Source organism: Fictibacillus sp. FJAT-27399 (genome assembly GCF_001510655.1).
Classification (GTDB): domain Bacteria; phylum Bacillota; class Bacilli; order Bacillales; family Fictibacillaceae; genus Fictibacillus_C; species Fictibacillus_C marinisediminis.
Genome location: NZ_LMVC01000001.1, coordinates 644011 through 655548 on the forward strand (window position 1 = coordinate 644011; position 11538 = coordinate 655548).

Genomic DNA, 11538 nt, shown 5'->3' on the forward strand with positions numbered 1-11538 from the left:
CAACAGAAAGGAGTTTAAAGAGATGTCAAACCCATTATTAAAAGCACCGGAAGGCAAACCGAGTGATGTGGAACGTATAAAAGAAGAGAGTAATTATTTACGGGGTACGCTGAAGGAAGTGATGCTTGACCGGATCAGTGCAGGTATCCCGGATGATGATAACCGCCTCATGAAGCATCATGGCAGCTATTTGCAGGACGACAGAGACCTTCGTACAGAGCGGCAGAAACAAAAGCTTGAACCAGCTTATCAGTTCATGCTCCGAGTAAGATTGCCAGGGGGAGTGGTGACGCCTTCTCAATGGCTGGTTTTGGATCAGCTGGGCAACCAGTATGGTAATGGAACATTAAAATTAACCACACGCCAGACGTTTCAAATGCACGGCATTTTAAAATGGAACATGAAAAGCACCATTCAGGAGATCCATGCATCAATGCTCGATACGATTGCAGCTTGCGGTGACGTAAACCGTAATGTGATGTGCATCTCCAATCCTTATCAATCAGAAGTTCATTCTGATGTGTATGAATGGTCCAAAAAACTCAGTGACCATCTCTTGCCAAGAACGAGAGCGTACCACGAGGTTTGGCTGGATGAGGAAAAAGTAGCAGGCACTCCAGAAACAGAAGAAGTTGAACCGATGTACGGACCGCTTTACTTGCCGCGTAAATTTAAAATCGGCATTGCAGTTCCACCTTCCAATGACATTGATGTCTTTTCACAGGACCTCGGTTTAATCGCCGTAGTAGAAGATGGGAAGCTAATTGGATTTAATGTGTCCATTGGTGGAGGCATGGGAATGTCACATGGAGATAAAGCAACCTATCCGCAGCTGTCAAAAGTGATTGGTTTTTGCATGCCGGACCAGATTCTTGAGGTGGCTGAAAAAGTCATTACCATTCAGAGAGATTATGGAAACCGTTCACAGCGAAAGAACGCCCGCTTTAAATATACAGTCGACCGGTTAGGTCTTCAAACCGTTAAAGAAGAGCTGGAAAACCGTTTAGGCTGGAGTCTGGATGAAGCGAAAGACTTTTCTTTTGAAGATAATGGAGACCGGTATGGTTGGGTACAGGGTGTGCAGGAGAATTGGCATTTTACTCTGTTTGTTGAAGGCGGCCGTATCGCGGATTTTGAGAACTACAAGCTGATGACCGGTTTAAGGGAAATCGCAAAGGTCCATACAGGGGAATTCCGTTTGACTGCCAACCAGAACCTTATAATTGCCAATATTACGAGAGAGAAGAAACAAGAGATTACAGAGTTGTTGGAACAGTATGGAATGCTCGACAGCCAAAAAGTTTCTGCGATCCGGCGCAATTCCATGGCTTGTGTGGCCCTTCCTACTTGCGGTCTAGCCATGGCGGAGGCAGAACGCTATCTTCCGGTGCTAATGAACAAGATTGATAACATAGCTGAAGAAAACGGCTTGAGAAACGAAGAGATTACCGTTCGGATGACGGGTTGCCCCAATGGATGTGCCCGCCATGCGCTAGGTGAAATTGGGTTTATCGGTAAAGCGCCAGGAAAATATAACATGTATTTGGGTGCAGCGTTTGACGGCAGCCGATTGAGCAAAATGTATCGTGAAAACATAGGGGAGGAAGAGATTTTAAAAGAATTGAAGATGCTGTTCCCTAGATTTACGAAAGAACGCGAAGAAGGCGAGCACTTTGGAGACTTTGTGATTCGTGCGGGCATTATAGAAGCAACGACGGACGGTACAAACTTTCATAATTAATATTATCCTTATAACTAAAACAGCGACCCAGCCATGTTTGTGGGGTCGCTGTTTTTTGCTTTTCTTTATTGAAGTGTTCGATATACACCGATTACTTTACCAAGGATGGTCACGTTTTGCAGCAAAATTGGAGATAAAGCGGCGTTTTCCGGCTGCAGGCGAATGTGGTCTTTTTCTTTAAAAAAGCGTTTTACAGTAGCTTCATTTTCTTCTGTCATGGCCACAATGATGTCACCGTTTTCAGCTGTTGGCTGCTGCTTGACGACCACGAGGTCCCTGTCGTAGATGCCAGCTTCTATCATACTGTCTCCTTCTACAGTTAACATAAAAACATTATCGTCTCCTACAACGTGTTCTGGCAATGAAAAATATTCATCAACGTTTTCGATTGCTGTAATCGGTGAACCCGCGGTAACTTTACCGATGATCGGTACATTAACTGATCGCGTTCTGTTTATGATCTGATCTGATTCGAGGCCGAGCACTTCAATGGCCCTGGGTTTGGTAGGATCACGCCTGATCAGCCCCTTTTTCTCAAGCCTGGATAAATGGCCGTGTACGGTTGAGCTTGAAGCCAGTCCAACTGCTTCACCGATTTCCCTGACTGATGGTGGATAGCCTTTCGCGTTTACTTCTTCCTTAATAAAGTCCAGGATATCGATTTGTCTTCTGGATAATTTTGTCATGATTACACCTCATTCACTGAATACTCTTGAAAAAAGTATAGCATGCAGGAACAAGATATACAAACATAAGTTCGAAAAAAACCCTTGTAAAGAACAGGTGTTCCTATTATAATGAAAATTAATAAGAACACATATTCGCAAAGGGGAGATATACGATGAAGGGATTTTCACCGGTATTTATGCTATTATCTATTGTTGCAGCAGGTTTTATTATGTTCGCTTATCAGTCTCACGCAGAAGGATCCAGAGAATATATGGAGATTACCGTTAATAAAGGTGATTCACTTTGGGAGATCGCCGAAGAATATACGAAGGACAAAGGTTCAAATTGGGAATTTGTCAACTGGGTTGAAAAGAATAACGGAATACAGGCAGGAACCATTACCCCAGGACAGAAATTAACGATACCGATCAAGGCAGAAGAAGACAGGTGAGGCACAATTGAGATCGATCATTTATTGCAGAGTAAGCACCGAAAAGGAAGAGCAGACATCCTCTTTATCCCGGCAGGAAGATGAATTGAGACAGCTGGCAGTCAGCCATGGGTTCGGCATTGTCTCTGTTATAAAAGATAGAGAAAGCGGATACAGCCTGGAACGGGATGGTTTGTTTGAGGTAATCGAGCGGGCCCAAAACGAAGAATTTGATGTTCTTCTTGTAACGGATGATACCCGGTTGGGCAGGGGGAACGCCAAGATCGTTCTTCTTCACGAACTTCAGAAGAGGAGCATTAAAGTTTATACCTACAGCAGCCAAGGGGAATACCATCTTTCCGAAGCGGAGTCTATGGTGCTTGAAATCGTTGCCGTTGTAGAGGAATATCAGCGCAAGCTACATAACTTAAAGATAAAAAGAGGAATGAGGAAGGCTGTTCAAAAAGGCTATAAACCACAAAAGAATTTAAAGAACATCCATCATGGAGGAAGAGACCGGAAGGTGCTTCCGGTTGATGAAATCATCCGGCTTAGAGGAATGGATCTTACGTTTGCAGAAATTGCCGTTACGCTAAGGGGTTTTGGATATGAAGCATCAAAAGCGACAGTTCACCGCAGGTATAAGGAGTATTTAGAAAGTGCTCCGACTGGAAACTCTACTTAATATTCGTTACGATAGGGATATCGAGGAAAAAGGAGAGGTGTTCCATGCTTACACCAGATAAACTGGAACGGATAAATTTTCTTGCCAAAAAATCTAAACAAGAAGGTTTGTCAACAGAAGAAGCCAAAGAACAAAAGCAATTAAGGGAAGAGTATCTGAAAAACGTCAGAACTTCTTTTCAAAATAGATTGCATTCATTGAAGATCATTGACCCTGAAGGCAATGATGTAACACCGGATAAGCTAAAAGAAAGTAAAAAAAGCCAGAACAATATGAAGCATTAAGGAAAAAGTCCTGATTTCAGTACAAAGAAATCAGGCTTTTTTGTTGTTGCAAAATTCAGAATTTCGTATATACTGTTATATAACAACTGTGAAAGGGGAGAACACCTTGGCCTTTTCAATAACGGATTCTGTGGTCAGACTGTATAGTGAGATCGATCTTAATGAAGGTGAGGCACTCCGGTTATATGCGCGATATGCCGGCAGTGCAAGCAACGGCGGATACTCATTAGGCGTCATCCCAGCTCAGCCGGCAGACGGTGATGATATTCAGGAAATAAGCGGATTGAAATTTTGTGTTAAACCGGATGACCGCTGGCTCGTAGATGATATGAAACTGGACTATGACGAAGGGGAAGATATCTTTTATTGTGAGTTCCCTGCGTTAAACTAAATAAAGGAACCTGTATTATAACAAAAAGTTATAAAGTTATAATGCAGGTTTTTTTATTTGTATCAAAGAAAGATTTTATGGGACACTATTGGTGGGCATTGTGCTTGTATAAAATGTCCAATATGTTTATGATGGTATCGAGAAATCTTTTACATATGTAGATGAAGGGATGATTAAATAATGTCTACTGCTTCAATTGACCAATTATCAATCAACACTATCCGTACCTTGGCTATAGATAGCATTGAGAAAGCCAAATCTGGACACCCTGGTATGCCAATGGGTGCTGCACCGATGGCTTACAGTCTTTGGACGAAATTCATGAATCACAACCCGGAAAATCCTGAATGGTTTAACCGTGACCGTTTTGTGTTATCTGCAGGGCATGGCTCCATGCTGCTTTACAGCCTGCTTCACCTTTCAGGCTATGACTTGTCCATGGAAGACTTAAAACAATTCCGCCAATGGGGAAGCAAAACGCCAGGACATCCTGAGTACAAACATACGGCTGGTGTAGATGCTACAACAGGACCGCTTGGACAAGGGATCGCGATGGCTGTAGGTATGGCAATGGCAGAACGCCATCTTGCTGCAACTTACAACAAAGACGGCTTTGAAGTTGTTGACCACCATACGTACTCTATCTGTGGAGACGGAGATTTGATGGAAGGCGTATCAGCTGAAGCTGCATCTTTAGCAGGTCATCTTGGACTCGGAAAACTTGTTGTTCTTTATGATTCAAATGATATCTCTCTTGATGGAGATCTTCATCTTTCGTTTTCTGAGAGTGTAGAAGACCGCTTTAAAGCATATGGATGGCAAGTACTTCGTATAGAAGACGGAACAAACCTTGAAGAGATCGAAAATGCGATCGCCGAAGCAAAAAAGGATACTTCACATCCGACGTTAATCGAAGTGAAAACAGTAATCGGATACGGTTCTCCTAACAAGTCCGGTAAATCTGCTTCTCATGGTGCTCCTCTTGGATCAGATGAAGTAAAACTGACAAAAGAAGCATACAACTGGGTGTTTGAAGAAGACTTCTTCGTACCTGATGAAGTAAGTGAACACTTTGCTTCATTGAAAGAAGATAGCAAAAAGAAAGAACAGGAATGGAATGAGTTATTTGCACGCTATGAAAAAGAGCACAGTGAAGCTGCAGCTCAATTGAAAACAGCGATCGATAACAAATTACCAGAAAACTTTGATGCGAATCTTCCTGAATTTGATAAAGCTGTTGCGACAAGGGGTTCTTCAGGAAAAGCATTGAATGCTTTTGCAAAAAATATTCCATGGTTGTTTGGAGGATCTGCTGACCTTGCAGGATCAAACAACACGATGCTTACTGGAGAAACAAACTTCAGCCGTGAAAATTACAGCGGCCGCAACATCTGGTTTGGAGTAAGGGAATTTGCGATGGGTGCAGCTGTTAACGGAATGGCGCTTCATGGCGGACTGAAAGTATTCGGTGCAACGTTCTTCGTATTCTCAGACTACTTGCGCCCGGCAATCCGTCTGGCTTCCATCATGAAGCTTCCGGTAACCTATGTGTTTACCCATGACAGTGTAGCAGTTGGTGAAGACGGCCCTACCCATGAGCCGGTAGAACAGCTTGCGTCACTCCGTGCGATGCCTGGGCTTTCTGTCATCCGGCCAGCAGATGCATATGAGTCTGTTGCTGCGTGGAAGCTGGCTCTTGAAAGTGTAGATCAGCCAACTGCACTAGTATTAACAAGACAAAACCTTCCGATTCTAGAAGGGACAAAAGAAAGTGCATATGAGAATGTCAAAAAAGGTGCATATGTTATTTCTGAAGCTGAAGGTACACCTCAAGGGTTGCTGCTCGCTTCTGGTTCTGAAGTCAGCTTGGCGATCGAAGCACAGAAACAATTAAAACAAGAGGGAATCCAAGTTTCTGTTGTTTCAATGCCTTCATGGGATCGTTTTGAAAAGCAATCTGCAGAATACAAAGAGAGCGTTCTTCCTTCATCGGTAAGAACAAGACTCGGTATTGAAATGGCGGCATCTCAAGGCTTTCACAAATATGTTGGTTTGGATGGCGACACAATTGCGATTGACAAATTTGGCGCTTCAGCACCTGGAGAAAAAATCATTGCTGAATACGGCTTTACAGTCGAAAATGTATCCAATAAATTAAAAGCTTTATTGAATAAATAAGCTGTATAAACCCCGGAGAATATTTTCTCCGGGGTTTCTTTTTCGACAAAAGAAGTGGCCTCATGCTACAGCATAAGACAAGTATTTTGTAAAGAATCCATTATACTAATTGTAAAAAAGGGAGAGAGGTGGCGGTTTTGAGAGAGTATTTGATCTATAAGATAAAGGAAGATGTCGCCGAAGAGTATTTTGGGAAAGAAATCAAACTCTTTCAGCTGTTTTTGGAAGAATACAAAACCTTTACTCAGCAAAAAGAAGTATTGATGAAACAAATCCTTTACATCACCTCTCCGCTTCAGCTGAACCCTCTTCAATCGTTTATAAAACAGATGCTGCTCTCATCAAAAGGATTTCAGGCGGAAGTCCACTCTTTCCTTCTGGAGTGTGAAAAAAGCTCTGCGCGGCTCAGCTTTTCAGAACGTTATATGCTTCTTCAAAGCGTAGGCAGTTTTGAGGCGGAAACAGCCATTTTTGAAAACATACGAAAGTATGAACGCTGTTTTTTTGCGATGGATTTTAAGTATTACCGCTATGGCTGGTTGAATCCGTTAAAGGCTAGGTCAGGCTATGGGTCATAAATATTTTGGCGTGTATCTTGTAACTGATTGTCTTTTTATAGTAAACTAGTGCTAGACAACACGAAGGAGGAAGTTTTACTATGTTTTATTATATCCTTGTGGGCATTTTAGCGCTTCTTGCAGGAGTAGCAATTGGATTTTTCATTGCCCGCAAATACATGATGAATTACCTACAAAAGAATCCACCAATCAATGAAAACATGCTGCGTGTGATGATGATGCAAATGGGTCAGAAGCCGTCCCAAAAGAAAATCAATCAGATGATGAAAGCAATGAACAACCAGATGAAGTAAAAAGCCCGTACCAGCAGGCTTTTTTCATCAATTAAGATTAATCAGTTGATCATTCCTTAAGTCATTGGTTAATTTTTCGTATATCACGACAACTACCACTTTTTCTGCGTAAGATTCAGCAGAAAGGGTGGTTTTTTTAATGAAATTAGAAAGATTAATGGAGGAGTATTACTAGCAATTGAAAAAGGAAGTTGATCTTCTTTCAGTCAAAGGAAATTAATTCCTTTTATCGAATGGAGTAGATATAGAGCCGAGTCGGCTAGACGTATAGGTTTTACTTTACAGGGAGAAAAGTGAGTTAGTTTAGGATGGAGAAACTCTATGATAAAAATTTATTTGCATTTATACTCTAAAGGCGAAGACCATGGAGATGCTGGATATTACGAATTTCAAACTGTCCCATCGCAGGGAGAATACTTAACTGACAATGAGAATCTGTACAAGGTTGAGATGGTAATTCATGCTCCAGGAAATGATTCAGCTGCAGCTGAAATATTTGGTGTTAAAGTGGATTTAGAGGAAGAGTTGTCGGAGAATATATCTTAGTTACATATTAAAGAAAATGAGGGCAGGTAGAACGACGATCGCAATCGCTCACCGTCTGTCCACTATTCAAGATGCTGATCTGATTCTTGTTCTTCATCAGGGAGAGATTGTGGAAAGAGGAACTCATCAAGAACTGGTGGAAGCACGAGGCTTATATCACAAAATGTATTCCCTTCAGCAAAAAGGAAAGCTCTTCTATGATGCCAGATGATCCTCCCTGAGGAATTTTTCTTCATTTTCATTGAACTAGCGGTCTTAAATCTATAAACTAAAAGTATTACATAAAGAGGAGTAGACTTGATGGCAGACTTGAATATATGGCTGGCTTTTGGAGCTGGTTTACTGTCTTTTATCTCCCCGTGCTGCCTGCCGCTTTATCCGGCTTTCCTTTCTTATATCACAGGAATTTCAGTCAGGGAGATCAAAGAAGAAAAGGGAATGAAAAGAAAACAAGCCATGCTGCATACGGCTTATTTTTTGCTCGGTTTTTCGATCGTTTTTATCGTCCTAGGGTTATCGTCTTCATTCATCGGCAATATCTTTGTTGAATACAAAGATTTTCTTCGCCAGTTCGGAGCGATTATCATTGTCATCTTTGGCTTGATCATTTTAGGCTTATTGAAGCCGGCGTTTTTAATGAAAGACAGAAAGCTGGCTTTCAGAAACAGGCCTGCGGGATACATGGGCTCCATCTTGATTGGAATCGGTTTTTCTGCAGGATGGACACCTTGTACAGGCCCGATTCTAGGTGCAGTGATCGCTCTGGCTGTGTCCAATCCAGGAGCGGGCATGCTGTATATGGCTTTTTATGTTCTTGGTTTTGCGGTTCCTTTTTTCTTTTTAAGTTTCTTTTTGGATAAACTAAGCAGCATAAAGAGGTATAATGTACAAATAATGAAATCTGGCGGTTTTCTTATGGTCGCTATGGGGGTCATGTTATACTTTGACTGGATGACCAAGTTCACTTCGTTTCTCGTAAATCGCGTTTTTGGCGGCTTTCAAGGATTTTAAGAAGGATCACTCCTGGAAAGAAGCAGCAACGATCTTATTTTAAAAACAACAACAATTTTTTGAGCCATCTGAATAAGAAAGAAGGAAAAGATTTTGTTTTTTATTGCAAGCAGTATACTGGCAGCCGTCATGGCTGTCACCGTTATTTTTGTACGTTTGAAGGCTACGAAAAAACCTGCCTCACTTAAAAAGATTATACTTCCTCCTTTTTTCATGTCCACCGGGTTTCTCATGTTTGCATTTCCTGAGTTCCGAGTTACCTGGTGGGAGGCAGGGGAGGCGTTCCTGGTTGGCTGTCTCTTTTCAATATTTCTTATAAAAACAAGCAAGTTTGAAAAGAGGGGAGGGGAGGTATATCTTATCCGCTCAAAAGCTTTTGTAGCGATTTTGATTGCTCTTTTCCTCATACGAATGGCGATGAAGACGTACCTTGGCCATCAGATCTCCTATACAGAAACGAGCGGTCTGTTTTTTATCGTGGCGTTTGGGATGATTCTCCCCTGGAGAGTGGCGATGTATTTCGGATATCAAAAAGTGCTGAAATCATAAAAAAACTCGATCACCAAATGGTGATCGAGTTTTTTTATCCTAAAAGGCTCTTATAGGGAGAGAGGTCAATGTGCTTTTCGTTTAACTTTTTGATAAGCCATTTATGATCTCTTTTCGGTGTAGCGATAATGTATCCCCGTACTATAAGATCCTGCGTCATCACAGATGCTTTTTCCTGTATGGCAAGCTCGCCGATTTTTCCTGCAATCTTTTCACGGGCAACATCACGGAAAAGTTCGGGAACAGGTGTGACGAGTTCCTCCAAAAAGGCCTTTTGCTGCGGAGTCCATAAATGGATCGTCTCCTGGATATAGTAATCCTGCCAGTCCAAGATTGATTTTCCGTCTTCTTTCGGAAGCCGTTTCAAAAACTTTCGAAACATAAAATAACCGCCGATCGCAAACATTGAGATTAAAAATATTGTCCAGGCTGCAATGAATAGAAAAAAACCTGCAGACATGCTGTCCACCCCGATCAATAGGTTTCTTCAACCTTATTATGTATTCTCTAACAATTATATCTTGAGAAACAGGACGAAATCAATAAACATCTGGAAGTGTGTGAAGAGGGGAGGGAAAGATCGATTACGGGAAATAATTTATACGACAAAAAATGACATCCTCCAAAGGATTATAACAGTTCGAAAATGAAACTATAACAGTTTATTCATTGGTACAGAAAGTTATTAACACTATAACAGGTCTCGTTGTGGATAACTGTAAATAATTTAAATTGTGGATAAACCTGGGATAACTAAGCCTGCATAAATATTCATGTGTGCATAAACGCTGGGATAACCTGCTGGAAAAAGAAGTATACCTCCCTACCGTTTATGGATGCTGGGAAATAATGATCATGGCAGCAAGCGGGATGGCTTGACTTCACCTTGAGACTCACGTTACATTATCGGACAGAGAGTAATCTATTATTTTGGAGGTGCCTTACATGCGGTTAGCGGACAAAAAGGTATTGAGTCTTGTACATCATGAGTTTGAAGATCTGGAATTATGGTATCCTATTCTGCGCTTGCGGGAAGAAGGAGCTCAAGTCGATCTTGCCGGGGAGAAAGCGGGAGAAACCTATAAAGGAAAATACGGAGTACCTGCGGAATCGGATTATTCATTTGACGAGATTGATCCCTCAGATTATGATGCTTTACTCGTTCCAGGCGGGTGGGCACCCGACAAACTGAGACGTTTTTCAAAGGTTATAGAAATCGTTCAGCATATGGAAACTCATAAAAAGCCAATCGGTCAAATTTGCCATGCCGGATGGGTCCTGATCTCTGCAAAAATGCTTCAGGGTAAAAATGTAACGAGCACACCCGGGATAAAGGATGATATGGAGAATGCCGGAGCAGTGTGGCTGGATGAGGCAGTAGTCGTTGATGGCCACCTGGTCTCAAGCCGCCGTCCGCCAGACCTGCCCCCATATGTGAAAGCATTTGCTGATGTACTGGCCGGTGAGTATAACTAACAATAAAAAAAGAAGGCGGCATCTGCCGTCTTCTTTTATATTTGGTTCATTCATTATCAATGGCGGGACCATGTGGGAATCGAACCCACCGGAGACGGCACGCGCCTCCCAAGAGGTGTTGAAGACCCAGGCGAGCACCAGCTGCACTTCTGGCCCCGTGGAAGGAAGTTATTTCTTAACAAGTTCTTCTTCAAAGTAGAATGTTGAAGGATTTTCTTTCACAATGTAAGAATAGCGTTTCATGTTCTTAATAAACTTGCATCGTAAAACAGTGACCATTTCATCGGTAGCTTTAATTTTTACGGATTCACCGGCGGCAAACAGATTATTTTTCAGGTTGGTTCTCTCCCTAATTCGTAATAAAGTATTGCTTCAGCTCTGAGTAACAAACAAACAGGAAAAAAAGAGTGAAAGTTTCACTCTTTTACTTTCTTCCAGTCATAAAGTTCTTCAATCTGGCAATCTAATTCTTTTGCGATGGTCATAGCATTGCTTAGACTCATTATTTTTTTAGACTGGTAATCGTTTAACTGGTCAACAGAGATATTGGTTTTTTTTGAAAGAGCTTGGATCTTCATGTTCTTATCAGCAATTAAAGATTTCAGATTGCTTTTTTTAGGTTTATAAACGTTCAAAACGCCACCTCACTTTTTAAATAGTATAACACAATCGCAATGGAATAGATAGTTTCACCCGAATAAAGCTTC

Annotated in this window: 15 protein-coding genes, 1 tRNA gene and 1 pseudogene; 13 read left to right on the forward strand and 4 right to left on the reverse strand. The window is 41.7% G+C overall.

Annotated features, from left to right (window positions below; translation table 11 throughout):
* The first annotated feature begins 22 nt into the window (after window positions 1–22).
* A complete protein-coding gene (gene cysI / locus AR335_RS03255) occupies window positions 23–1741 on the forward strand; it encodes an assimilatory sulfite reductase (NADPH) hemoprotein subunit (protein ID WP_062231966.1) in 1719 nt (572 codons plus the stop codon).
* A 65-nt stretch (window positions 1742–1806) separates the two neighbouring features.
* Here cysI and lexA read toward each other — a convergent pair whose 3' ends face one another.
* Complete coding sequence (gene lexA / locus AR335_RS03260; protein WP_062231969.1) at window positions 1807–2427, reverse strand: transcriptional repressor LexA; 621 nt, start codon at window positions 2425–2427, stop codon at window positions 1807–1809.
* A 155-nt stretch (window positions 2428–2582) separates the two neighbouring features.
* Between lexA and yneA the strand changes: the two genes are divergently transcribed.
* The 11 genes and pseudogenes from yneA to AR335_RS03315 all read left to right on the forward strand — a co-directional run bounded on the left by yneA (window position 2583) and on the right by AR335_RS03315 (window position 9355).
* The gene (gene yneA / locus AR335_RS03265) at window positions 2583–2861 is read left to right on the forward strand and encodes a cell division suppressor protein YneA (protein ID WP_053354393.1); all 279 of its coding nucleotides are present in this window, start codon (window positions 2583–2585) and stop codon (window positions 2859–2861) included.
* Between the two features lie 7 nt (window positions 2862–2868).
* Window positions 2869–3525, forward strand: a complete 657-nt coding sequence (locus tag AR335_RS03270) for a YneB family resolvase-like protein (RefSeq protein WP_062231971.1) — start codon at window positions 2869–2871, stop codon at window positions 3523–3525.
* Between the two features lie 44 nt (window positions 3526–3569).
* Window positions 3570–3809, forward strand: coding sequence for a DUF896 domain-containing protein (locus tag AR335_RS03275; RefSeq protein ID WP_053354391.1), 240 nt, complete (start codon window positions 3570–3572; stop codon window positions 3807–3809).
* A 106-nt stretch (window positions 3810–3915) separates the two neighbouring features.
* The gene (locus AR335_RS03280; RefSeq protein WP_062231972.1) at window positions 3916–4200 is read left to right on the forward strand and encodes an iron-sulfur cluster biosynthesis family protein; all 285 of its coding nucleotides are present in this window, start codon (window positions 3916–3918) and stop codon (window positions 4198–4200) included.
* A gap of 180 nt (window positions 4201–4380) precedes the next feature.
* Window positions 4381–6378: a transketolase gene (gene tkt, locus AR335_RS03285; protein ID WP_062231974.1), complete on the forward strand. Its 1998-nt coding sequence runs from the start codon at window positions 4381–4383 to the stop codon at window positions 6376–6378.
* Between the two features lie 137 nt (window positions 6379–6515).
* Window positions 6516–6956, forward strand: coding sequence for a sporulation inhibitor of replication protein SirA (gene sirA / locus AR335_RS03290; RefSeq protein ID WP_053354388.1), 441 nt, complete (start codon window positions 6516–6518; stop codon window positions 6954–6956).
* An 80-nt stretch (window positions 6957–7036) separates the two neighbouring features.
* Complete coding sequence (locus AR335_RS03295; RefSeq protein ID WP_053354387.1) at window positions 7037–7249, forward strand: YneF family protein; 213 nt, start codon at window positions 7037–7039, stop codon at window positions 7247–7249.
* 321 nt (window positions 7250–7570) lie between these two features.
* Window positions 7571–7795, forward strand: a complete 225-nt coding sequence (locus AR335_RS03300) for a hypothetical protein (protein ID WP_062231976.1) — start codon at window positions 7571–7573, stop codon at window positions 7793–7795.
* Window positions 7796–7811: 16 nt separating this feature from the next.
* Window positions 7812–8006, forward strand: a pseudogene (locus AR335_RS03305) (ABC transporter ATP-binding protein); the annotation flags it as partial.
* 89 nt (window positions 8007–8095) lie between these two features.
* Window positions 8096–8806, forward strand: coding sequence for a cytochrome c biogenesis protein CcdA (locus tag AR335_RS03310; RefSeq protein ID WP_062231978.1), 711 nt, complete (start codon window positions 8096–8098; stop codon window positions 8804–8806).
* Window positions 8807–8896: 90 nt separating this feature from the next.
* Window positions 8897–9355 carry a CcdC family protein gene (locus tag AR335_RS03315; RefSeq protein ID WP_091005558.1) on the forward strand — a complete coding sequence of 153 codons (459 nt, stop codon included), beginning with the start codon at window positions 8897–8899 and terminating at the stop codon, window positions 9353–9355.
* Window positions 9356–9389: 34 nt separating this feature from the next.
* On the opposite strand, the gene AR335_RS03320 is transcribed toward AR335_RS03315, so the two are convergent.
* Window positions 9390–9815 (reverse strand): DUF2621 domain-containing protein, encoded by a 426-nt coding sequence (locus tag AR335_RS03320; protein ID WP_062231980.1) that lies wholly within the window; start codon window positions 9813–9815, stop codon window positions 9390–9392.
* Window positions 9816–10300: 485 nt separating this feature from the next.
* Between AR335_RS03320 and AR335_RS03325 the strand changes: the two genes are divergently transcribed.
* Window positions 10301–10831, forward strand: coding sequence for a type 1 glutamine amidotransferase domain-containing protein (locus tag AR335_RS03325; RefSeq protein WP_062231982.1), 531 nt, complete (start codon window positions 10301–10303; stop codon window positions 10829–10831).
* Between the two features lie 60 nt (window positions 10832–10891).
* On the opposite strand, the gene AR335_RS23515 is transcribed toward AR335_RS03325, so the two are convergent.
* Window positions 10892–10988: transfer RNA gene (locus AR335_RS23515), tRNA-Sec, on the reverse strand.
* 259 nt (window positions 10989–11247) lie between these two features.
* The gene (locus AR335_RS03330) at window positions 11248–11466 is read right to left on the reverse strand and encodes a helix-turn-helix domain-containing protein (RefSeq protein WP_062231984.1); all 219 of its coding nucleotides are present in this window, start codon (window positions 11464–11466) and stop codon (window positions 11248–11250) included.
* Between the last annotated feature and the right edge of the window lie 72 nt (window positions 11467–11538).

Excerpts from the sequence above, each read along its gene's own strand:
- cysI (WP_062231966.1), top strand. The coding sequence starts at position 23 with ATGTCAAACCCATTATTAAAAGCACCGGAAGGCAAACCGAGTGATGTG.
- lexA (WP_062231969.1), bottom strand. The coding sequence starts at position 2,427 with ATGACAAAATTATCCAGAAGACAAATCGATATCCTGGACTTTATTAAG.
- yneA (WP_053354393.1), top strand. The coding sequence starts at position 2,583 with ATGAAGGGATTTTCACCGGTATTTATGCTATTATCTATTGTTGCAGCA.
- AR335_RS03275 (WP_053354391.1), top strand. The coding sequence starts at position 3,570 with ATGCTTACACCAGATAAACTGGAACGGATAAATTTTCTTGCCAAAAAA.
- tkt (WP_062231974.1), top strand. The coding sequence starts at position 4,381 with ATGTCTACTGCTTCAATTGACCAATTATCAATCAACACTATCCGTACC.
- AR335_RS03295 (WP_053354387.1), top strand. The coding sequence starts at position 7,037 with ATGTTTTATTATATCCTTGTGGGCATTTTAGCGCTTCTTGCAGGAGTA.
- AR335_RS03300 (WP_062231976.1), top strand. The coding sequence starts at position 7,571 with ATGATAAAAATTTATTTGCATTTATACTCTAAAGGCGAAGACCATGGA.
- AR335_RS03310 (WP_062231978.1), top strand. The coding sequence starts at position 8,096 with ATGGCAGACTTGAATATATGGCTGGCTTTTGGAGCTGGTTTACTGTCT.
- AR335_RS03320 (WP_062231980.1), bottom strand. The coding sequence starts at position 9,815 with ATGTCTGCAGGTTTTTTTCTATTCATTGCAGCCTGGACAATATTTTTA.
- AR335_RS03325 (WP_062231982.1), top strand. The coding sequence starts at position 10,301 with ATGCGGTTAGCGGACAAAAAGGTATTGAGTCTTGTACATCATGAGTTT.